Annotated in this window: 19 protein-coding genes; 3 read left to right on the top strand and 16 right to left on the bottom strand. The window is 73.5% G+C overall.

Annotated elements, in window-relative coordinates:
* Positions 1–107: 107 nt before the first annotated feature.
* The 9 genes from ACIGXE_RS34175 to ACIGXE_RS34135 all read right to left on the bottom strand — a co-directional run bounded on the left by ACIGXE_RS34175 (position 108) and on the right by ACIGXE_RS34135 (position 9,289).
* A complete protein-coding gene (locus ACIGXE_RS34175) occupies positions 108–995 on the bottom strand; it encodes a 3-hydroxybutyryl-CoA dehydrogenase (protein WP_399753740.1) in 888 nt (295 codons plus the stop codon).
* Complete coding sequence (locus ACIGXE_RS34170) at positions 992–1,990, bottom strand: 3-oxoacyl-ACP synthase III family protein (RefSeq protein WP_399753739.1); 999 nt, start codon at positions 1,988–1,990, stop codon at positions 992–994. The genes ACIGXE_RS34175 and ACIGXE_RS34170 overlap by 4 nt, the downstream gene beginning before the upstream one ends.
* Positions 1,990–3,309 carry a crotonyl-CoA carboxylase/reductase gene (gene ccrA / locus ACIGXE_RS34165; RefSeq protein ID WP_399753737.1) on the bottom strand — a complete coding sequence of 440 codons (1,320 nt, stop codon included), beginning with the start codon at positions 3,307–3,309 and terminating at the stop codon, positions 1,990–1,992. Before ccrA ends, ACIGXE_RS34170 begins: the two co-directional genes overlap by 1 nt.
* A gap of 266 nt (positions 3,310–3,575) precedes the next feature.
* On the bottom strand, positions 3,576–4,322 hold the full coding sequence (locus ACIGXE_RS34160) for a DUF2071 domain-containing protein (RefSeq protein WP_399753736.1): 747 nt from the start codon (positions 4,320–4,322) through the stop codon (positions 3,576–3,578).
* A complete protein-coding gene (locus ACIGXE_RS34155) occupies positions 4,319–4,651 on the bottom strand; it encodes a metalloregulator ArsR/SmtB family transcription factor (RefSeq protein WP_358469597.1) in 333 nt (110 codons plus the stop codon). The genes ACIGXE_RS34160 and ACIGXE_RS34155 overlap by 4 nt, the downstream gene beginning before the upstream one ends.
* A gap of 122 nt (positions 4,652–4,773) precedes the next feature.
* Entirely contained in the window at positions 4,774–6,963 is a 2,190-nt protein-coding gene (gene katG / locus ACIGXE_RS34150; protein ID WP_399753734.1) for a catalase/peroxidase HPI, read from the bottom strand.
* A 151-nt stretch (positions 6,964–7,114) separates the two neighbouring features.
* A complete protein-coding gene (locus ACIGXE_RS34145) occupies positions 7,115–7,915 on the bottom strand; it encodes a VOC family protein (protein WP_399753732.1) in 801 nt (266 codons plus the stop codon).
* A 186-nt stretch (positions 7,916–8,101) separates the two neighbouring features.
* Positions 8,102–8,638: a metallophosphoesterase family protein gene (locus tag ACIGXE_RS34140; RefSeq protein ID WP_399753730.1), complete on the bottom strand. Its 537-nt coding sequence runs from the start codon at positions 8,636–8,638 to the stop codon at positions 8,102–8,104.
* A 195-nt stretch (positions 8,639–8,833) separates the two neighbouring features.
* Positions 8,834–9,289: a DUF6098 family protein gene (locus ACIGXE_RS34135; protein WP_399753727.1), complete on the bottom strand. Its 456-nt coding sequence runs from the start codon at positions 9,287–9,289 to the stop codon at positions 8,834–8,836.
* A gap of 147 nt (positions 9,290–9,436) precedes the next feature.
* Here ACIGXE_RS34135 and ACIGXE_RS34130 point away from each other — a divergent pair, with 147 nt between their 5' ends.
* Together ACIGXE_RS34130 and ACIGXE_RS34125 are read left to right on the top strand one after the other, a co-directional pair.
* Positions 9,437–10,225, top strand: coding sequence for a phosphodiesterase (locus ACIGXE_RS34130; protein WP_399753725.1), 789 nt, complete (start codon positions 9,437–9,439; stop codon positions 10,223–10,225).
* A 150-nt stretch (positions 10,226–10,375) separates the two neighbouring features.
* Entirely contained in the window at positions 10,376–10,618 is a 243-nt protein-coding gene (locus ACIGXE_RS34125) for a DUF6479 family protein (protein ID WP_399753722.1), read from the top strand.
* A 118-nt stretch (positions 10,619–10,736) separates the two neighbouring features.
* Here ACIGXE_RS34125 and ACIGXE_RS34120 read toward each other — a convergent pair whose 3' ends face one another.
* Positions 10,737–10,991 (bottom strand): hypothetical protein, encoded by a 255-nt coding sequence (locus ACIGXE_RS34120; protein ID WP_399753719.1) that lies wholly within the window; start codon positions 10,989–10,991, stop codon positions 10,737–10,739.
* Between the two features lie 194 nt (positions 10,992–11,185).
* Here ACIGXE_RS34120 and ACIGXE_RS34115 point away from each other — a divergent pair, with 194 nt between their 5' ends.
* Complete coding sequence (locus tag ACIGXE_RS34115) at positions 11,186–13,255, top strand: SpoIIE family protein phosphatase (protein WP_399753775.1); 2,070 nt, start codon at positions 11,186–11,188, stop codon at positions 13,253–13,255.
* A gap of 128 nt (positions 13,256–13,383) precedes the next feature.
* Here the strand turns inward: ACIGXE_RS34115 and ACIGXE_RS34110 are convergent, their stop codons facing one another.
* The 6 genes from ACIGXE_RS34110 to ACIGXE_RS34085 form a co-directional block, all read right to left on the bottom strand.
* Positions 13,384–13,680, bottom strand: a complete 297-nt coding sequence (locus tag ACIGXE_RS34110) for a PqqD family protein (protein ID WP_399753717.1) — start codon at positions 13,678–13,680, stop codon at positions 13,384–13,386.
* On the bottom strand, positions 13,680–14,459 hold the full coding sequence (locus tag ACIGXE_RS34105; RefSeq protein ID WP_399753715.1) for a hypothetical protein: 780 nt from the start codon (positions 14,457–14,459) through the stop codon (positions 13,680–13,682). Before ACIGXE_RS34105 ends, ACIGXE_RS34110 begins: the two co-directional genes overlap by 1 nt.
* Positions 14,456–15,265, bottom strand: coding sequence for a type II CAAX prenyl endopeptidase Rce1 family protein (locus ACIGXE_RS34100; RefSeq protein ID WP_399753713.1), 810 nt, complete (start codon positions 15,263–15,265; stop codon positions 14,456–14,458). The genes ACIGXE_RS34105 and ACIGXE_RS34100 overlap by 4 nt, the downstream gene beginning before the upstream one ends.
* A gap of 221 nt (positions 15,266–15,486) precedes the next feature.
* On the bottom strand, positions 15,487–17,748 hold the full coding sequence (asnB, locus tag ACIGXE_RS34095; RefSeq protein WP_399753712.1) for an asparagine synthase (glutamine-hydrolyzing): 2,262 nt from the start codon (positions 17,746–17,748) through the stop codon (positions 15,487–15,489).
* An 86-nt stretch (positions 17,749–17,834) separates the two neighbouring features.
* Positions 17,835–19,304: an MFS transporter gene (locus ACIGXE_RS34090; protein WP_399753710.1), complete on the bottom strand. Its 1,470-nt coding sequence runs from the start codon at positions 19,302–19,304 to the stop codon at positions 17,835–17,837.
* Positions 19,301–20,041: a thymidylate kinase gene (locus ACIGXE_RS34085; protein ID WP_399753708.1), complete on the bottom strand. Its 741-nt coding sequence runs from the start codon at positions 20,039–20,041 to the stop codon at positions 19,301–19,303. Before ACIGXE_RS34085 ends, ACIGXE_RS34090 begins: the two co-directional genes overlap by 4 nt.
* Positions 20,042–20,179 lie beyond the last annotated feature (138 nt).

The following is a 20,179-nucleotide window of genomic DNA, read 5'->3' as shown; positions in this document are numbered from 1 at the left end:
GAGGGAACCGGGACCGACGGTCCCCCCTCAGGGTCCTCTCCGCGTTCACGGCGCGCCGCGGTCACGGCCCGCGCCCCCTCCGGGACGGCGCGGGCCGCACCGCCGCCCTACCCGGCGTACGCGTAGAAACCGCGCCCGGACTTCTTCCCCAGCATGCCGCCCTCCACCATCCGGACCAGCAGGGACGGGGGAGCGTACAGCTGCTCCTTGAACTCCTCGTACAGGCAGCGGGCGATCGACTCCACGACGTCCAGGCCGATGTGGTCCACCAGCCGCAGCGGCCCCATCGGGTGCGAGCACCCCTCCCGCATCCCCTGGTCGATGACGTCGGGGGAGGCGAAGCCGGACTCCACCATGCGGACGGCCGACAGCAGGTACGGGATGAGCAGCGCGTTCACGACGAAGCCCGTCCGGTCGGGGGAGCGGATCGCCTGCTTGCCGAGGACGTCGGTCACGAACCGTTCGACGTGCGAGGCGACCGCCTCGTCGGTGAGCAGCGACGCGGTGACCTCCACGAGGGGGAGGACCGGCGCCGGGCTGAAGAAGTGGACGCCGACGACCCGCTCCGGCCGCGTGGTGCGGCGGGCCAGCCGCATGATCGGTATGGAGGAGGTGTTGGACGCGAGCACGGCCAGCGGATCCTCGACGATCTTGTCCAGGCGCTCGAACAGCTCGGTCTTGGCGACCTCGTCCTCACGGACGGACTCGATCACGAGCTGCCGGTCCGCCAGGTCGTCCAGCTCGGCCGTCAGCGTCACCCGGCCGAGGACGGCTTCCGCCTCGGCCTCGGTCAGCTTCCCCTTGGCGACGGCCCGCCCCAGCGAGCGGGCGATGCGGTCCCGGCCCGCTGCGACGGACTCGGGCCGGGACACGACCACCGTCACCTCCAGACCCGCCTTCGCGCACACCTCGGCGATGCCCGACCCCATCAGGCCGCAGCCGACCACACCGACCCGGCGGATCTCGGGCATGGCGTCGTTCCCTGTCGTGATCATGCGGCAGCTCCCCAGCGAATCAGACCGGCCCCCAGAGACATCCCGCCGCCGAAACCGGCGAGGAGCACGAGGTCGCCGTCATGGATACGTCCCTGTCGGTGCGCGGCGTCGAGGGTCACCGCGACCGACGCGCTCCCCGTGTTCCCGTACCGTTCCAACGTGCGGTGCGTCCGAGCCCGGCCGAGGCCGCACTCCTCGACGAGCCGCGAGAGCATCACGCCGTTGGGCTGGTGCGGCACGAAGTGGTCGATCTCCGCCATGGCGACACCGGAGCGCACGCACAGCTTGTCCAGGAACGCGGGCAGCTCGGCCATCACGAAGTCCCGTACGCCCCGGCCCTCCATGCGGAAGAAGTGAGCGCCCTCCTCCACCGTCGCCGCCGACGCCGGACGCCGGCTGCCGCCGGCCTCGACCCGGATCAGATGGTGGGCGTCGCCGCGCGACCCCAGCTCGAAGTCCAGGAAGCCGAGGCCGGGCCGGACCTCGCCGACCACGGCCGCGCCGGCCCCGTCGCCGAGCAGCACCGCCGTGCGGCGGTCGGAGAAGTCGAGGCTGCGCGAGTACAGGTCGGCGCCGATGACCAGGGCGTGGCTGCCCGGCCGCTGGGCGACCAGCGCCCGTGCCAGCGACAGTGCGTAGACGAACCCGCTGCACACCACGTTGACGTCGAGACAGGCGGCGCCGAACGCGCCCAGCCCACGCTGGACGTGGTACGCCGTCGGGGGCTGCGGCGAATCCGGGGTCGACGTCGACACGATCAGGTAGTCGATCTGTCCGGGCGTCAGACCGGCCTGCTCCAGGGCCGCCGCGGCCGCCCGTACGGCGAGGTCCGACGTCGCCTCGTCCTCGGCCGCGTAGCGCCGGCCGAGGATCTGCGTCCGGCTCTCGATCCACTCCTCGGTGGTGCCCGTCCGGGCGGCCACCTCCGCGTTCGTCACCTCCCGCGCCGGCAGGTAGGACCCCGTCCCGAGGATGCCGATGTCCGCCTCGCCCATCACAGGCCCCGGAGCGGATTCAGGGCGGCGGTGCCGATCTTCTCCCGCAGCACCGGGTCGGTGACGCCCAGCCCCTCGGTCGGGGCCTGGCACAGCACCGCGACCTTGCCGATGTGCTGGTTCGTCTGCACCAGACGGGCCGCCTCACCCACGTCGTCGAGCCCGTAGACGCTCGACATCACCGGATGGATCCGGCCCTGCGCCACGAGCCGGTTCAGCTCGGACTGCTCCTGCAGGTTGGCGGCGTGACTGCCCACGATGCGCTTGGAGTTCATCCAGAGGTAGCGGTTGTCGTAGAGGTGCTGGTAGCCGGTGCTGGACCCGCAGGTCACCACCGTGCCGCCACGGCGTACGACGAACACCGACAGGCCGAAGGTGGCACGCCCCACGTAGTCGAACGCGACGTGCGGGTCCTCGCCCACCTCCCGCCGGATCGCCCGGCCCAGCCGCTTGCCCTGCTCGATGACGTCGTCCGGCGTCTCCGGTTCCGTCAGCCCGAGCTCCTCCCGGTTGACGATCACGTCGCAGCCCAGCGCCTGCAGGGCCTTCGCCTTGCGCTCCGAACCGACCACACCCACGGGTATCCCGCCCGCCTCGCGCACCAGCTGCACCGCGAACGCCCCGAGGCCGCCGGTGGCGCCCCAGATCAGGACGACGTCGCCCAGCTTGATCCGGGCACCCTTGTCGCTGATCAGCATCCGGTACGAGGTGGCGGCGGTGAGCATGACGCTCGCCGACTCCTCCCACGTCAGGTGGGCGGGCTTCGGGAGCACCTGACTGGCCTTCACCACGGCGTAGTGCGCGAGGCCGCCGAAGTTCGTCTCGTATCCCCAGGCGCGCTGCTCGGCGCCGAGCATGGCGTCCGCGTGCGTGGCGGGCTCGTGGTCGTCCACCTGGATGCAGCTGACGACGACGTGGTCGCCCGTCTTCCACCGCGAGACGCCGGCGCCGGCCCGCACCACGACACCGGAGGCGTCGGAGCCCACCACGTGGTGCGGCTGGTCGTGCCGGGCGGCGAATCCGCCCCGGCGGCCGTAGCGCCGCAGGAAGCCGAACGTGGGCAGCGGCTCGAACGTGGCCGACCAGATGGTGTTGTAGTTGATGGAGCTGGCCATCACGGCCACCAGCACCTCGTCCGGCGCGAGCTCCGGCATCGGCACCTTCCCGACCCGAAGCGACCTGCGCACGTCCTTGTCGTCGACGCCCTCGAACATTCCGACGTCCTGGGCCCGCAGATGCGCGGCGGTGTACTCCTGCGGGACATCGCCCCGCGCCACCTCGGTCGCGCCGGACAGGACAGCCTCGGTCAGAGAATCCATCGTGATCCATTCTCGTTTCGATCGGGGCCGACCCGATGCGCGAACGGCCCGAGAAAAGGGGCGAATTCGACGCCGACAACGGAATGGATTCGACGGTTTCCGCATTCTTGAAAGGTCATCCGTAAGGCGACGAAATCGCCCCCACAACCTAACGAGACGACCCCACCGCCCGGTCATCGCCGAACCCGCGGACGCCGGGGAACGCGCGATGACCGCCCTGTTACCGCCGGACAGCTCCGAAGCGCCGTCCGGTGCGGCCGAGGGTCTCAGGCGGCGTGTGCCGCGCCGTGTCCGGAAGCCATGGACGGGAGGGGCAGCCACTGGGCGGGGACGTCGCGCATGACCAGGGCGCAGTCCAGGGTCGCGGTGCCCGGGGGGAAGCGGTCGGGGTCGTCGAAGAAGGACGACGCGGCGGCGCGCACCCGGCCGGCTTCCACGTGCCAGGCGTCGGTGTGGAGTCTCATGCCGTCCAGGTGGCGTCCGGAGCCGGTGGCCGAGAATCCCTTGGCCCCGCTCTGGAAGAAACGGGAGGCCTCGGCGAGATCGGCGAAGAGCTCGCTGCCGCGCAGTTCGTCCGCCGGCTCGACGGTGACGTCCACGCGGGTGCCGCCGTCCCGGGTCGTGAGTGCGACGCGCAGCCGGTCGGGCGTCTCGGCCACGTCGAAGTCGGCCCGGCCGTGCTCGCCGGGGAAGATCCGCCCGCCGGCCCACGTGTTGAGCAGGGAGGCGGTGTCGCGCCGCGGGATGTAGACGCCGGTCTCGACGCCGTCCGGCCCGTCCCATTCGACGGCGATCCGATGCGCCGCGTTCTCGCTGCGCAGCCCGAACGCCTCGGGTGCCCAGGTGGGCCGCACACCTCCCAGGCGCAGCAGGCAGATGCCCGCCACCGCGTGCCCGCGCACGAGTTGCGGGCGCAGCCGGTCCGGGAGGAGACGCGCCGCGACCTCCGGGTCGACGCGGTAGTTCACCAGCAGCCGCCGCTCGATGACACTGGCCAGACGTGGCTGCCTCATGATCCCTCGCTCTGTGCTCCGGGGCGCCACTTGGTGTGGCGCAGGACGATCTGCTCGGGGCAGACGGCGCTGAGGAAGCGGCCGATGGAGGTGGCCAGGCGGTCCTCGGCCAGCGCGTAGAAGATCCGGTTGCCCTCCCGTCGCTCGGTGACCAGTCCGGCTCCCTTGAGCACGCCGAGATGCCGTGAGATGGAGGGCGCGCTGATCGCGAACCTGGCCGCGATCTCGCCGGCCGCGAGCTCACCGCCCCTGAGGTCCTCGAGGATCTGGCGCCGCGTCGGATCGGCGAGCGCCCGGAAGGCCCCCGCCTCGTCCTGAGCTTCTGTCATGCCCGATGTTTAGCACATTAGCTAATTAGCTAACAACCGAGCTTCGCCCCGGGTGCACCACCTGTGACGGTGCCCCGGCGGGTCCGTTCAGGACCTCCGGGGCACCGTCGCCGTTCGGTCGGTCAGCGCAGGTCGAAGCGGTCTAGGTTCATCACCTTGGTCCAGGCAGCCACGAAGTCGCGGACGAACTTCTCGTGGGCGTCCGCGGCGGCGTAGACCTCGGCGAGGGCGCGCAGTTGGGAGTGCGAGCCGAAGACGAGGTCGACGGCGGTGGCCGTGCCCTTCGGCTCTCCCGTCACCCGGTCCCGGCCCTCGAAGACGTTCTCGTCCGACTCCGACGTCTTCCACTCCGTGCCCATGTCGAGCAGGTTCACGAAGAAGTCCGTGGTCAGCGTCTCGGGGCGCTTGGTGAAGACGCCGTGCGGGGAGTTCCGGTAGCCGGCGTTCAGCACCCGCATGCCGCCCACCAGGACCGTCATCTCGGGCGGCGTCAGCGTCAGCAGGTTCGCCCGGTCCAGCAGCAGGGTCTCCGGCGACAGCTTCTCGCCGCCCCGCAGGTAGTTGCGGAAGCCGTCCGCCCGCGGTTCGAGCACGGCGAACGACTCCACGTCGGTCTGCTCCTGCGAGGCGTCCGTACGCCCCGGCGTGAAGGGGACCGTGACGGGGTGTCCGGCGTTCCGGGCCGCCCGCTCGACCGCCGCGCAGCCGCCCAGCACGATCAGGTCGGCGAGCGAGATCTTCTTGCCGCCGGCCTCCGCACCCCCGAAGTCCCGCTGGATCTCCTCCAGCCGCCGCACCGTCTCGGTCACCTCGGGGACGTCGTTGGCCTCCCAGTCCTTCTGCGGCGCCAGCCGGATCCGCGCCCCGTTGGCGCCACCGCGCTTGTCGGTGCCGCGGAAGCTCGCCGCCGCCGCCCAGGCCGTCGTGACCAGCTGCGGGATGCTCAGCCCCGAGTCGAGGATCCGGTCCTTGAGGGCGGCGATGTCCTCGTCCGCGACCAGTTCGTGGTCGACCTCCGGGACCGGGTCCTGCCACAGCTGCGGCTCGGGCACCCACGGGCCGAGGTAACGGGACACCGGGCCCATGTCGCGGTGCAGCAGCTTGTACCAGGCCTTGGCGAACGCCTCGGCGAGCTGGTCGGGGTTCTCGTGGAAGCGCCGGCAGATCGGCCCGTAGACCGGGTCCTCCCGGAGCGCCAGGTCGGTCGTCAGCATCATCGGGGCGTGCCGCTTCGACGGGTCGTGCGCGTCCGGCACGGTGTCCTGCGCCGCGGGGTCGGTGGGCTTCCACTGGTGGGCCCCGGCCGGGCTGGTGGTCAGCTCCCACTCGTACCGGAACAGGTTGTCCAGGTAGCCGTTGTCCCACTTCGTCGGCTCGTTGGTCCACGCGCCCTCGAGCCCGCTGGTGATCGTGTGGACGCCCTTGCCGGTGCCGTACCTGTTGTGCCAGCCCAGACCCTGCTGCTCCAGCGGAGCGGCCTCCGGTTCCGGGCCGACGTGCTGCGGGTCGACGGCGCCGTGGCACTTGCCGAAGGTGTGGCCGCCGACGATGAGCGCGACCGTCTCCTCGTCGTTCATGGCCATCCGCCCGAAGGTCTCCCGGATGTCGCGGGCGGCGGACAGCGGGTCCGGATTGCCGTTCGGGCCCTCCGGGTTGACGTAGATCAGTCCCATCTGCACGGCGCCGAACGGTTTGGCGAGCTCGCGGTCGCCGCTGTAGCGCTCGTCGCCGAGCCAGGTGTCCTCGGGACCCCAGAAGATCTCCTCGGGCTCCCAGATGTCCTCGCGCCCGAAGCCGAAGCCGAACGTCCGGAACCCCATGGACTCCATGGCGCAGTTGCCGGCGAACACCAGGAGGTCGGCCCAGGAGATCTTCCGGCCGTACTTCTGCTTGACCGGCCACAGCAGCCGCCGCGCCTTGTCCAGGCTCGCGTTGTCCGGCCAGCTGTTGAGCGGCGCGAAGCGCTGGGCGCCGCTGCCGCCGCCGCCCCGGCCGTCCGCGATCCGGTACGTGCCGGCGGCGTGCCAGCTCATCCGGATGAACAGCGGTCCGTAGTGGCCGTAGTCGGCGGGCCACCAGTCCTGCGACTTCGTCATCAGCTCGATGACGTCCCGCTTCAGCGCGTCGACGTCGAGGGTGGCGAACTCCGCCGCGTAGTCGAAGTCCTCGTCCATCGGATCGAAACGGGGCGAGTGCTGGGCCAGCACCTGGAGGTCCAGCTGGTTGGGCCACCAGTCCCGGTTGCTCCTGGGGCGGGACGGCGTGGGGGTGGGGGAGGGGATTGCTGGGTTCTCGCTCTCGCTGCCGGACACGTCCGCCCCTTCTTCCTTACTAGGCTTTTCCAACCTTTCGTCCGTATGGTCCCGCACCGTGGCACCGCACGGCGCGAAGAACACGCAGAACGTCGTCGCTCGCGGTGCGGCTCACGGGGCCCACGGAGAGCTGGTCCGGGGCCGTCCCCGGTCATTCCGGGGTCGGCGTCAGGACGACGAAGTCGGCGCTGGACGGGTCGAGACAGACGGCGAGGCGGCCCACGCCCTCGGCGTCGTCCGGGCCCATCTGGACGCTGCCGCCGTTCTCCGTGACCTTGGCGATCGCGGCGTCGCAGTCCACGACGTCGAACACGGGGTGCCAGTACGGGCGGCCGCCCGCGAGGGCGAGGTGCTCCGCGGGAAGCTCCATCAAACCGCCCTGCATGCGCTCCTGGGGCAGACCGGCGGGGGTGATCAGGGTGTACGTGCCTCCGCCGCCGGGCATCTCCATGTCGGAGTACTGCCAGCCGAAGACGCTGCCGTAGAAGTCCCGGGCGGCCGCGGCGTCGGTCGTGTAGAGCTCCGTCCAGGACAGCGAGCCGGGCGCGTCCACCAGGTCGACGCCCTTGTTGCCGCCGGGCTGCCAGACGGCGAACTGGCCTCCCAGCGGGTCGCTGTACTGGGCCATGCGTCCCCACTCCTCGAGGTCCCTCGGCGCGACCCGCACGGTGCCCCCGGCGCGTTCGACGGCCTCGGTCGTGGCGTCCGCGTCGGCGACGCTGTAGTAGATCATCCAGGCGGACCGGGCGCCCTCCTCGGTCAGCTTGCCCAGGCCGGCGACGATCTTGCCGTCCTTGCGGAACATGCCGCCTTCCATGTCCTCCCCGCCGCCGGTCATGGGCTCGTAGTCCCAGCCGAGGACAGCGCCGTAGAAGGCCGCCGCGGCCGGGACGTCGGGAGCACCGAGGTCGAGCCAGCAGGGGGAGCCGGGGGCGAAGTCGGTGGTGATCATGGATAGTCCCTTTCGCAGATCCCGTACCGGCCCAGCCTCCCACCGGGGACGGGCCTGCGCCCCTCGGCCGCGCGGGAGGTCGCGCGGGGCGCCCGCGCGAAGCGGGGGGCAGGGATCAGCGAAGGCCCGCGGTCAGCGGGGGCCGGCGATCAGCGAGGGCGCCAGGGTCAGCGACGGCGCGGGCGGTCAGCGACGGCGCGGGCGGCCCGGCCCGTCCACCGGGCTCCTCGGGGGCAGCCGGTGCAGGACGACTTCTCCGAGTACGCCGTTCGAGACGTCCACGGTCATGTAGGTGCAGTGGGGCTGACGGCGGCGGTCGGTGGGTGAGCCGGGATTGAGCAGGCGCAGCCCGCCGGGGGCCGTGGAGTCCCAGGGGATGTGGCTGTGGCCGAACACGAGGACGTCGAGGTCGGGGAAGCGGCGGGCGCAGCGCTGCTCCCGGCCCGCCGCCGCCCCCGTCTCGTGCACCACCCCGAACAGCAGCCCGCCCAGTTCCGCTCGGGCGACCTCGGTGAGCCTCCGCCTCAGGGCCGGGCCGTCGTTGTTCCCGTACACCCCGATCAGGCGGCGGGCGCGGCCCTCCAGCAGGTCCAGGGCGGCCTCGTCGGTCCAGTCCCCGGCGTGGATGACGGCGTCGGCCCGGTCGACGGCCGCGAGCAACTCCTCCGGCAGCTGCCTGGCACGCGACGGGAGATGGGTGTCCGAGGTCAGCAGCAGCCGCATGACGTCACGATAGGCGCCTTCGGACCGGGCGGCAGGTGGCGGAGGACGGCTGCGGGTGGCACAGGCAGGGCGGAAGGAGGCGGGGGAGGCGGCACGGCGGCGGAAAGATGCCCGGCCCTCGCGCGGCAGGACCGTCAGTGGCGGGGGAGGCGGCAAGGCGGGGGAGGGATGCCCGGCCGTCGTGCGGCAGGAACTTCAGTGGCGGGCGAGCGGCCCCCAGGAGCCCTTCTGCCGCGCGACCTCCTCCTCCGCCTGGGCGATGACCTGCTCGTCGACCCAGCCGAGAGGCCGGACGTCCGTCAGGAGCGGTTCGTTGTCGGGACCCCGGCCCGTCTCCGTGCCGGACAGCAGCCACGGACGGACCTGGCCGTCCCTGATGTGCGGCAGGTGCGAGTAGTCGTACAGGCGGCGCGCCGCCCAGGTGCGCAGGGACCGCTCGCCCCACCAGTCCTCGACGTCCAGCGGGTTCGCGGACAGGCCGGGCAGCTCGACGCCGGTCAGTCCGTCCCGGCTCGTGGGGGCCGAGAGGTCCGTCTGCGGGCCGAGCGACCACCGCAGGTACAGGTGGCGCCGTTTGGCGATCAGTTCGGTCAGCTCGTCCAGGGATCGGATCGTGGTCGCCATCCCGGCCTGGCCCTGGTTCTCGTGCATGTCGGCCGACTACCCCGGTCCTGCCGGACCCACGCGGGGACGAGGGAGCGGCATGAGAAGCGGCGCCTCCCGTCCCGCGACTGAATGCGGGCGGGACGGGTAGCGGCGGGGAATCGGTACGTCCCGACGGACGCGGGGAGGCGCGGCATGGTGACCGGATCGGAGCCGGGGCGGCTGCCGCGTGCCGTCCTCGGCGGCGTGAGCCGTCTCGTCGAGTGGGGAGCCGCCCACCGCGGCGCACCGGCGCTGCATCCCCACGGCGTCAGCTGTGACGCGCTGCTGCGGATACGGCCCGAGGCGGGGCGCCCGTGGGGCGTGCCGTGGCTCGACGGGGGTGCCGACCACCCGGTGCGGATGAGGTGGTCGCGCGCGCTCGGCCTGCCCGGGAGCCTGCCCGACGGCCTGGGCATCGCGCTGCGGGTCCGCGACGCCGGAGGGCCGGACCGCCCCCTGGACCTGCTGTTCACCAGCAGCGGCCGGGGCCGCCGTACCCGGCACCTGCCGCTGCTGCGCCGGGACGCGCTCGGGGGCCCGTACTCGTCCCTGCTCTCCTACCGGGTCGGCGAGCGGACCGTCCTGCTGACCCTGTGGCCCGAACCGGCGCGCACGCGTCTGCCGGGCCGTCCCGAAGCACTACGGCGGGCCCTGGCGGCCGGCCCGATCGCCTTCACCCTCTGCGCGGCCGAGCCCGGCCGCGTCACGCCGCGCCCGCTGGGCACCCTGACCACGGGACCGCCGCAGGCTCCGGCGCCCCAGGACCGCGAGGCGTACGACCCCTACCGGCACCGCCTCCCGGACCTGCACCCGACCGCTCGTCTGAGCCGGCTGCGTGAGGTCGCGTACACGGCCTCCCGGGCGGGGCGGGGAGCCGCCGCCGAGGCCGGGACCGCCGCTCCCGCGGCCGAGGAGCCCGTCACCGGGCGGCGAAGCCCCTGAGGACGGCCTGTTCACGTCGGTGACACCCGAGCGGCGGAGTTTGCGGCCGGAAGGACGGGACAGTCGCGGGGTGCGCCCCGGCGCACGCGGTGCGAGCCGCCGCGACGCACACCTCCCCGCTCCGCACGCCGACCGCCCCGAAAGGTGATCATGATCGAATCCGTGTCCGTCTCCGTGTCCGCGGCCGCCCCCGTGCTGGCGTCCTCCGGATCCAACGCCGTGATCTTCGCGATCGTCATCGGCGCGGTGATCGTCGCCGTACTCCTCGCCGCGTTCTGGTGGGGCAGCCGACGCGTCGCACGGCGGCGCCGTCCTGTCGGCGACCCCACCCAGGCCCACGGCCGCCACCGGCGCGACGACTCCTGGAGCACCCCGGACGAGCCCCGCGGCTGACGGCGCCCGCGGCCAGGACGAGCACCGCGACCGTCGGCCAGGTACCCAGGCCGGCGGCCGTCAGCGCGACGTGCCGACCACTCCACCTCGCCGCTCAGTCGCGCGCTCACTCGCGCGCTCAGTCCCGCGAGGCCTCAGGGTCGCCCGCTCGGCGCCGCGCGTCCTTTGGGGCACTGGGGTCGCCCGCTCGGCGCCGTGCGTCCTCCTGGGCGCTCTCGCTCGGCGTGAGGGCGTCGGTCGCCGGGGTGCGGCCGGGCGAGTCGCCGTCGTCCCGGACGTCCGTCTCCGCCTCCTCGACCTCGTGCAGGACCTCCTCCACGGCGGTGTCGGGGTGCTCCCCGCTCTTGCCGGACTCGTGCTGGTGCCGGGACATCGTGTGCTCCTCCTCGTGGACGTCTCAGGTACGCACTCCCGCTACCCCCGGTCGCGCGCTTCACCCGCGCCGGCGCACCTCCACGACGACCGCCCCCACGGCCGGTCCGCGCGACGTACCGCGGGGCACGCACCCATACTGAGGAGGGACGGCAGCCCGTCCAGGGGTGGGCGGCTACGGGAATCGCGGTGGCGATGCAGCAGGTGCCCTTCGACGAAGTGACCACCAGTGCCGCCCGGGACGCGGGCGGATGGCTGGGGGCGCTGCCGGTCGCCGTGGTCGCCACCAGCGCGGACGGGGCGATCGTCCGCTGGGACCACGCCGCGGAGGACCTGCTCGGCTACACCCCGCACGAGGTGCTCGGCCTGCACATCGCCGATCTGCTCCACCCGGGCGCCGACCGCAGCCTCGGCCGGTCGCTGTGGGAGGGCGCGGCCACCGGCCGAGGGGTCATGGGCACGGTGACCGTCTGGCACAAGGAGGGGCGCCCGCTGGACCTGGAGATCTGGGCGTGCCCGGTCCCGGCCCGGCACCGGGGCGGGACGACGGTGCTGGTGTTCGCCGCCGAGGCGCAGGCCGCACGACGGATCCGCGGTTCCTCGGCGGTGTGGGACGGACTGTTCTCCCGCTCCCCGGTCGGCATCGCGATCCTGGACACCCAGCTGCGGTTCCTCCGCGTCAATCCCGCCCTGGAGGCCATGAACGGCCTCCCGCAGGCCGCTCACATCGGGCGCCGCCTGGTCGAGATCCTGCCCGACGTCAACGCCGCGGAGATGGAGCGCTCGATGCGCCGGGCCCTGGACGAGGGCAGACCCGTCCTGGACTCCCGCCGCACGGGCCGCACGCCGGCCGACCCGGACCGCGACCACGTGTGGTCGGGGTCGTACGTCCGGCTGGAGGACGCCGACGGACGCCCGATCGGCCTGGCCGCCACCCTGATCGACATCACCGCACAGCAGCAGGCGCAGCTCGAGGCCGACGCGAGCAGGCGCCACCTGGCCCTCGTCAACGAGGCCACCCTCAAGATAGGCACCAGCCTGGACCTGGAACGCACGGCACAGGAACTCGCCGACGTCGCCGTGCCCGACCTCGCGGACGCCGTCACCGTCGACGTCCTGGAGACCCTCGCCGCCGGGGGCGACCTCGGCGCCGGCCTGGTCGGCGGCACCACCCTGCGCCGGCTGGCCAAGGCGCCGCTGACCGGATCGCCCATCACCAGCGCCCTCGCCCCGTTGGGCCGCACGCTGATCTTCCCCGCCAACGCGCCCTACACCCGGGCGCTCGGCGCGCGCCGCCCGTTCGTCGTCCCGGAGTTCGACGAGGAGGCCATCGCCCCCGCGGCCGCCCACTCCACCGCCCCCGCAGCGGTGCTCGGCCTGGGGGTGCACTCGTTCATGATGACCCCGCTGCTCGCCCGGGGCGTGGTGCTCGGCCTGGCCACCTTCTACCGGACCCGCCCCATGGGCCCCTTCACCGAAGACGACGTCGCGCTCGCCGGTGAACTGGCGGCCCGCGCCGCGGTGTGTGTCGACAACGCACGCCTCTACCGGCGTGAACACGACACCGCCGCCGTGCTGCAGCGCAGCATGCTGCCGCAGCACATCAGCCCGCCGCCGGGGATCGAGGTCGCCCACCGCTACCTCCCGGCCAGCGACGTGAACGAGGTCGGCGGCGACTGGTACGACGTCATCGCCCTCGACGGCGGCCGGGCCGCCCTCGTCATCGGCGACGTCATGGGCCACGGAACCGCGGCCGCGGCGGTGATGGGCCGGCTCTCCGCGAGCGTCAGGGCCCTCGCCCGGCTGGACCTCTCTCCCGAGGAGTTGCTGTATCAGCTGGAGGAGGCGCTGCACGACCTCGCCGAGCCCATGCTCGCGACGTTCCTGTGCGTCGTCGTCGACCCGGCGACCGGCCTCTGCCGCGTCACCCGGGCAGGACACCCGCCCCCGGCGGCCGTCACCCCCGACGGCGTCGTCCGCCTGCTCGACGTACCGCCGGCCTTGCCGCTGGGCGTCGGTGGAGTCCCCTTCACGACCACCGATCTCACCCTGCCCCAGGGCAGTCTGCTCGTCCTGTACACCGACGGCCTCGTGGAGGCCCGCAACAGCGACATCGACGCGCGCCTCGGCGAACTGACCGAGCTGCTCGCCAAGCCCGTTCCGTCGCTGTCCGCCCTCTGCGACCGGCTGCTCACCCACCTCGTCCCGGCCTCCTCGGACGACGACATCGCTCTCCTCATCGCCCGTGTCGGCAGCGGCACCTGAGCCGCCGTCACCGGCGCGGAGAGGGAGGACTCCCGCACCCGCGTCGGAGGGAGGACGGCGTTCTCCCCACGACGCGGTCGGGTCGGCTCGGGTCGGGTCGGCTCGGGTCGGGTCGGGTTCGGCGTCCGTCAGCCGGCGACGGTGACGACCTGCGAGGCGGCCAGGGTCTCCAGGACCTCCAGCACGTCGCTCGTGGCCGTCTCCGCGTCGATGTCGTACGTCTCGGCGAGCTTCCGGCCGATCTCCGCGACCGTGCGCCTGCCGTCCAGCAGGGTCCAGATCTCGGCGGCGGTCTCGGTCAGTTCGAAGGCCTGGTCCGGGCCCGCGATCAGCATGCCCGTGCGCGTACGGCGGGTGCGCGCGTCCAGGCGGCGGCTCGGCACCGAAGCCTCCGAGAGGGGCGCGGCGGTCTGTTCCGTGGTCATCAGATGGACACCTCCAGGGAGATTCGCTGGCAGATCTCAAGGGCTTCCTCCACCCACGCACGCGGGTTCGAGGGGTCGTAGCGGTGCATGTTCTCGACGGACCAGTACTCCTCGAAGGTGAGCAGTCCGGGCGCCGCGGCGCGGAAGCGGCGGGCCCGCCACTTCGGGTTCAGGCCGTACTCACCCGCCGCGGCGACCAGCGCGTCGACGGCGTGCCCGAACGCGATCTTGGTCGACAGGACCGCGCTCTCCACGTCCCCGGCCTCGAGCTGGCCGATGACGTCCTGGGTGTACGTGTCCGCGTTGTTGAGGGAGCGCGCCACGAGGACGGACCGCATGGCCGACTTCTCCAGCTGCTCCTTGCGCGCCCGCAGCCAGTCGTCGCCGGAGACGGCGGCGGCGTACGACAGGCGCTCCAGGAAGTACAGCTCGTCGGAGGACAGCCGGTTGCCGGCGGCCTTCGAGCCGTCGAGCACCGACCAGTCGACCTTCGCGAGGACCTGGTCGATCTGGGTCTCGCGCCAGTACTCGATGTCCCAGCGCCGCCCGTCGACGTAGCGGATCTCCACCGGGAGGGTGTCGGGTTCCAGGGCGACGTGCCCCTGTTCGGCGGTCGGGCTGCTCCAGTCCTCGTCCGTGATGACGTACACGTCGACGTCGCTGAGCGCGTTGCCCCAGCCGCGCACCAGCGAGCCGCTCAGGTAGACGCAGTGGTGCGAGGAGGGCAGGGCACCCTGGTCGCGCAGTGCCGCGAGGGACACTCCGTGGATCTCTGTCATGGTTCCTTCCTTTCGGCGGGCCGCTCCCGCTGGAGCTCGAAGACGACGGACGGGGCGTTGTTGAGCGCGTGGGCCAGCAGGGCGGGCCAGACGGACCCGGAGGCGGCGACCAGCGCGAGGAGGAGACCGGCGGCGGTGACCTCGGCCAGCAGGGCACGGGAGGAACCACGGCGGTTCTGACCGGCCGGCAGGTGGTGGCGGGCCACGAAGGCGATCGCCGCGAGCAGGCCGAGGGGCCAGGCCGCGCCCCCGGCGCCCGTGCCGCCGGCGGCGGCCGCGGCGAGGACGACTCCTCGGAAGACGACCTCCTCGCCCAGCGGGGAGACGGTGCTCGCCGTCACCCGCGCCAGCGCGTGGGACCGCGGCGTGGGACCGTACACGAAGGCGAGGTCGCCCGAGACGAGCGCCTTGAGGTTCATCCCGCCGGTCAGCACCAGCACCGCCCCCACGGCGACGGCGACCGCGTACCACCACCAGGCGGCCGCCCCGGTGCCCCAGTCGAGGCCGCCGAGGAGGGCCGCGACGCCCGCACCCGCGGGCACGGCGATCCCGCACAGCGTCTCCGCCCAGAAGCTCGGTCCGCTCCGGCCCGCGCGCGGAGTCCGCCAGGGCAGCGCCGCGAGCAGCCCGTCGAGAACGAGGGCCGCCGCGACCCACCGGGCGGCGCCGCCCTGCGCGAACAGCGCCGCGCAGAAGGCCAGGACGCAGGCCGCGGCCGTGGTGCGCTCCCGGTCCAGCGACCACGCGGACCCGTCGAACGATCCGGCGGCGAGCCGGCGCAACGGGGTGCCGCGGGAGCCTGCCACGGCGGTGACGGGGACCGCGCTCACCCGGCTGCCGGCTGCCGCATCGGTGGTCGCCGTAGCGCCGCCGGCGGCTGCGGCTCCGTTGGTTGCCGTAGCGCCCTGGCCGGCTGCCGCTTCGGTGGTCGCCGCAGCCCCGCTGCCCGCCGTCACCCCCGTGGTCCCCCCGGTCTCCGCGGGGCCGGCGCCCCCCGCCGTCACCGGTCGGCGTTCCGGCGCGCTCGTCATGCCGGCTCCGTCACGGGCGCGGCGCCGGTCGCCGCCGCGGCGCCCGTGGCGTCCGCGGCGGCCGGTGTGAGGGTGACGAGCCCGCTGCCGATGACGTCGAGCAGGACGTCCCGTACCGCCTCCAGGGGCCGGCCGGCCCGGTCCAGGACCTCCTTCAGGCGCCGTCCCTCGCCCATCGACCGTACGAAGGCGAGCCACGCGGGATCCTCCTCCTCGTCCAGGACGTACTCCACGGCGCCGTCGACCAGGAGCAGCCAGGGCGTGTCGAGGGCCGCCGCGTGGACGAGCAGGACGTCCTCCCGGAACGCCGGGACGAGGTCCAGGTCGAGCGACGGGCGGGGCGCGACCCGTTCGGCGATCTCCTCGGCCGCCGCGTCCCAGTCCGCGACGGACACCGTCTCGGGAAGCGCGAGCTCCGGCGGACGGAGCGGCGCGGGCCGGAACTCCGCGGCCATCGTCTCCAGCAGGCCCAGATTCACCAGCCGGAGCAGGAACTCCACGTGGGTCGCCTCGGGATCGGCCTCCAGCGCCCGCAGGGTCGCCCGCGCGGCGTCGGCGTCGAGCAACTCGCGGGCGCCCGGCGCCGCGAGGGCCTCCTCCAGGAGGGCGTCGCCGTCGTGGGCGAGCGCCGCGATCACGGTACGGAAGGCGTGCCGACGGCCCTCGCCGTGGAAGAAGGGCACCTTGGGGCGTTCGGCGATGTCGGGGGCGAGGATGCCGGAGGCGGCCGCGCGCAGGATCCGCTTGTCGGTCAGCAGCGGTTCGCGCAGTCCGGCCGGGATCCGCGCCAGGAGTTCGACGATCCGGTGGTCCAGGAAGGGCACCCGGGTCTCCGTGCCGCTGCCGGCCGCCGTCCGGTCCTCGTGCCAGCAGTTGTACTGCTGGAGGTCGCGGTACTTTCCGCGCACGTATCCGGCGTACGGGTCGGCGAACAGACCGGGGACGGCGTCGCCGAGGACGTGGGGCGAGAGCAGGGGCGGGCCGCCGTGCTCCCACCAGGCGCCGAGCGCCGGCCGGGCCTGCAGCGCGCGCCGCCGCGCCATCTGGTCGAGGCCCCCGAGGAAGTCCTGCCAGTCCCCGCCGCCGATGCCCACCGAGTAGCCGCCGTTGAACTCGTCGCTGCCCTGCCCGACCAGAATCACCTTCAGATCGGGGTGGGTGGCGCGGGCGTAGCGGTGGAGCTCGGCCTTGTACCACTGCTCGGGACCGCACAGCGGCGTCTCGGTGAGCCACAGCAGGCGCTTCCACTCCTCGGCGTCCGGGACCCGCTCGGGGCCGAACACGACCTGGTGGTGCGGGAGCCCGAGCCGGCCGGCGACCCGGTGGGCGTGCTCGGCGTCGCCGTTGGCGAGCGTGCTGCCGCTGAGCACGGTGAACGTGTGCACGGGCGAGGTGCGGGCGGCGATCGCCGCCACCAGGGCCGAGTCGATGCCGCCGCTGAGGAACACGCCCACCTCGGCGTCCGCGGCCATGCACTCGGTGACCGAGGACTCCAGCAGCTCGCGGTAGCCGGCGACGAGCGCGGCGGGATCGTGTTCCACCGCGTCCGCGTCCGCTCCGGGCTCGGGCAGGCTCCAGTAGCGGTGCTCGCGGACCTCGCCGCTCGCCGGGACGATCTCGACGAGGGTGCCCGGGGCGACCTGCTCGATGTCCCGGAACCAGCTGGTGGGCGGCGCGTCGGTGAGGACGGGCGTCGCCGACAGGAGGGGGTCGGCGAGCGCGCCGTACCAGTCGACCGAGCGGGGCGTGGCCGGATCGACGAACAGCGCCTTCAGTTCGGAGGCGAAGGCGATCCGCTCGCCGTCGCGGTGGAGGAAGAGGGGCTTGACGCCGAACCGGTCGCGGCCCAGCAGCACCCGGCCGCGCCGCCGGTCCCACAGGGCCAGGGCGAACATGCCGCGGACGTCCTCGAGGAACCGCGTGCCGTGGGCCCGGTAGAGGTGCAGCAGCACCTCGCAGTCCGAGCGGGCGCGCGACCGGACCCCGGGCAGGCGCGCGGCGAGCTCCCGGTGGTTGTAGATCTCCCCGTTGACGACGAGGACGAGGTCGCCGTCCTCGCTGACCAGAGGTTGGGCACCGGTCGCCGGCTCGACGACCGCGAGGCGCCGGAAGGCGAACCCGACCGGGCCGAGCAGGGCGAGGCGCTCGTCGTCGGGACCCCGGTGGGCGAGCACCGCGGCCATGTCACCCAGGACGACGGACGCGCCGGGGGCCAGGTCGGAGCCGTTCGTACGCACGAGTCCGGCGATGCCGCACATGGGAAAACCTCTCTGTCGTGCCAGGGCCTTGCCGTGGGCCGGGTCGAAGGGGCGGGGGCGCGCCTGCCGGGCGCGGGGCGGGCGCCTCAGTCGCCGTCGTCGGCGGTGGCCGTGCGCACCGGGCTGAGCCCCGCGAGGAGGAAGACGAGGAGGGAACCGGCGCTCCCGACGAACAGCGCGGTCTGGGCCGAGGTGGCCCCGGCCAGGAGGCCGCCGCCGAGCCCGCCGAGGACACCGCCGCTGAAGGACGCGGTGCGCAGCGCGCTGCGCAGGCGGCCGAGCATGTCGGCCGGGGTGCGGCTCTGCCGGAGCGTGGTCGCCGCGGTGTTGTAGACCACCTCGCCGGCTCCGATGGAGAAGAAGGCGAAGCCCGCGCAGAGGACCGCGACCGCGCCGTGCCCCCACGGCACGGCGAGCCCGCCGGTGAGGGCGAGGGTGGGGAAGGTCCACAGGCTGGTGCCGAGCGTCTTCCCGCCGAGCCGGCCGACGAGCACCGCGCCCACCACCCCGCCGAGTCCGGCGGCGGCGAAGACCAGGCCGACGGCGGTGGAGTCGAGGCCCCGGTCACGGACGAGGTGGGGGACGAGGGCGGCGAGGACGACGGTCGCGAAGACGTTGTACAGGCAGGACAGGACCGAGAGGTGGAGCAGCAGCCGCTCGCCGCGCAGGAAACGCAGCCCGTCGAGGATGTCCCGGCGCATGGGCCGGCGGGGCTGCCCGTCGGCGGCGCGGGGCCTCGGCTCCTCCCGCACGGGGACGAGGCGCACGCCCAGCGCGCTGACGAGGTAGCCGACCGCGCTGATGGCGAGCGCGACCGGGGCGCCGGTGAACCGGATCAGGGCACCGGCCGCTGCGGGCCCGGCGGCCCGCGCCACCGAATCCGTCCCGTTCAGGCGGGAGTTGCCCCAGGTGAGCAGCGCCCGGGGCAGGACGAGCGGGACGAAGGCGAAGAGGGCCAGGTCGAAGACCATGGTGAGCGCGGCGAGCGCGAAGGAGAGCGCGATGAGCAGCGGCATGCTCAGGACGTCGAGGGCGAGCGTGACCGGGATGAGCGCGAGCAGTGCCGCCCTCGCCAGGCTGGTGGCGACGAGCACCGGCCGGCGCCGTCGGCGGTCCACCCAGGCCCCGGCGTGCAGGCCGAGCAGCAGATAGCAGGCCCCTTCGGTGGCGACCATGGCGCCGACCTGCCAGTCGGGCGCGTTCAGGGTGTTCACGGCGAGGATCGGGACGGCGACGGTGGTGATGCGGGCGCCGACGGCGCTGACCCCCTCGCCGATCCACATGCTGGTGAAGCGGCGCTTGGCGGTGGCGTGTTCGGTGGAGCGCTCGATGGCGGACCCGGCGGATCCGGCGGATCCCGTGGTGTCTGCGGACCCGGCGATGTCGGCGGACCCGGCGGTGCTGGCCGCCTGCCCCGTACCCGTACCCGTACCGCCGCCCGTACGCGTACCCGTCACGGCACCCGTCGTTTCATCGGCGCCCGTCACGGAACCCGTCGTCCCCGCGTCCGTCCCGGCGTCAGCCGTCCCCGCTCCCGTCCCGGCGTCCGCGTTCACGCGAGGCACTCCGTCCGCAGCGGGCCGAAGGCCGTCCGGAGTCCGTCCCGTTCGTCGGGCGCGATGGCGCAGCCGGCGCCGGACGGCACGGCATGAGGTGCGGCGTTCGGCGCGAGGACGGCGCAGGCGAGGTCGGCCACCTCCGTGGCGATCCGGGCCACCGGTGCGGCGGCCGTGACGCCCGTCCAGCCGAGCTCGGCCCCCCAGACGTCCAACCGGTCGGCGATCGCGCGCTGATGGGTGAGGAACGCGGCGCGGCTCGTCGACGGGTCCATGCCGCACTCGTACGGCACCAGGTCGCCCTGCTTGCGCGCCCAGGCGTCCTCCAGCGGGAGGCGCAGGCGGACGGTGACGTCCGGTACCGGCAGGGCCGAGACCACCTCCCGGACCCACGACTCGTCCAGACCGTAGGCGGTCTCGGCCGCCGCGTGCTTCATCCAGTAACCGTCGAGGACGAGCACCTCGTCGCCGGCGGCGGGCCGGCCGGCCTGGAGCGCCATGCCCATGGACCACATGAGGAAGAGGAAACGGGGGACGACCGGCATGTCGGCCACGCGGGAGCGGATGCCGGGTACGTCGTCGGGAAGGAAGGAGGCGGAGGGGAAGTCCGGGCCGGCGACGATGTCCCAGCGATCCACCACACGGGCGCGGTACCCTCGGGCGCGCAGGGTGGAGACGACCGCTCGGGTGACCGTGGACTTGCCTGTCCCGTCGGTACCGGTCAGTGCGAGCAACACGGTGGGGGTTTCCTTTCCGCCTCGGACATGAGCCGGTGCCGTGCCCGGAACACTGGTCGTTTCGGGCACGGCACCCTTGGACTGCTCGCGGTCATACGTCTCAGAGGACGTTCGCGAGGACGGCGCCGAAGCTGACCT

Origin of the sequence: Streptomyces sp. NPDC053431 (assembly GCF_044544925.1) — a bacterium.
Taxonomy (GTDB): domain Bacteria; phylum Actinomycetota; class Actinomycetes; order Streptomycetales; family Streptomycetaceae; genus Streptomyces.
This window is presented reverse-complemented; position numbering and strand designations above follow the sequence as displayed.

What these genes read in the sequence shown, in the direction of transcription:
- ACIGXE_RS34125 (WP_399753722.1), top strand. Translation starts at nt 10,376, where the DNA reads ATGATCGAATCCGTGTCCGTCTCCGTGTCCGCGGCCGCCCCCGTGCTG.
- ACIGXE_RS34115 (WP_399753775.1), top strand. Translation starts at nt 11,186, where the DNA reads ATGCAGCAGGTGCCCTTCGACGAAGTGACCACCAGTGCCGCCCGGGAC.
- ACIGXE_RS34145 (WP_399753732.1), bottom strand. Translation starts at nt 7,915, where the DNA reads ATGATCACCACCGACTTCGCCCCCGGCTCCCCCTGCTGGCTCGACCTC.
- ACIGXE_RS34140 (WP_399753730.1), bottom strand. Translation starts at nt 8,638, where the DNA reads ATGCGGCTGCTGCTGACCTCGGACACCCATCTCCCGTCGCGTGCCAGG.
- ACIGXE_RS34155 (WP_358469597.1), bottom strand. Translation starts at nt 4,651, where the DNA reads ATGACAGAAGCTCAGGACGAGGCGGGGGCCTTCCGGGCGCTCGCCGAT.
- ACIGXE_RS34135 (WP_399753727.1), bottom strand. Translation starts at nt 9,289, where the DNA reads ATGCACGAGAACCAGGGCCAGGCCGGGATGGCGACCACGATCCGATCC.
- ACIGXE_RS34175 (WP_399753740.1), bottom strand. Translation starts at nt 995, where the DNA reads ATGATCACGACAGGGAACGACGCCATGCCCGAGATCCGCCGGGTCGGT.
- ACIGXE_RS34105 (WP_399753715.1), bottom strand. Translation starts at nt 14,459, where the DNA reads ATGACAGAGATCCACGGAGTGTCCCTCGCGGCACTGCGCGACCAGGGT.
- asnB (WP_399753712.1), bottom strand. Translation starts at nt 17,748, where the DNA reads ATGTGCGGCATCGCCGGACTCGTGCGTACGAACGGCTCCGACCTGGCC.
- ccrA (WP_399753737.1), bottom strand. Translation starts at nt 3,309, where the DNA reads ATGGATTCTCTGACCGAGGCTGTCCTGTCCGGCGCGACCGAGGTGGCG.
- ACIGXE_RS34120 (WP_399753719.1), bottom strand. Translation starts at nt 10,991, where the DNA reads ATGTCCCGGCACCAGCACGAGTCCGGCAAGAGCGGGGAGCACCCCGAC.
- ACIGXE_RS34160 (WP_399753736.1), bottom strand. Translation starts at nt 4,322, where the DNA reads ATGAGGCAGCCACGTCTGGCCAGTGTCATCGAGCGGCGGCTGCTGGTG.
- ACIGXE_RS34130 (WP_399753725.1), top strand. Translation starts at nt 9,437, where the DNA reads ATGGTGACCGGATCGGAGCCGGGGCGGCTGCCGCGTGCCGTCCTCGGC.
- ACIGXE_RS34110 (WP_399753717.1), bottom strand. Translation starts at nt 13,680, where the DNA reads ATGACCACGGAACAGACCGCCGCGCCCCTCTCGGAGGCTTCGGTGCCG.
- ACIGXE_RS34170 (WP_399753739.1), bottom strand. Translation starts at nt 1,990, where the DNA reads ATGGGCGAGGCGGACATCGGCATCCTCGGGACGGGGTCCTACCTGCCG.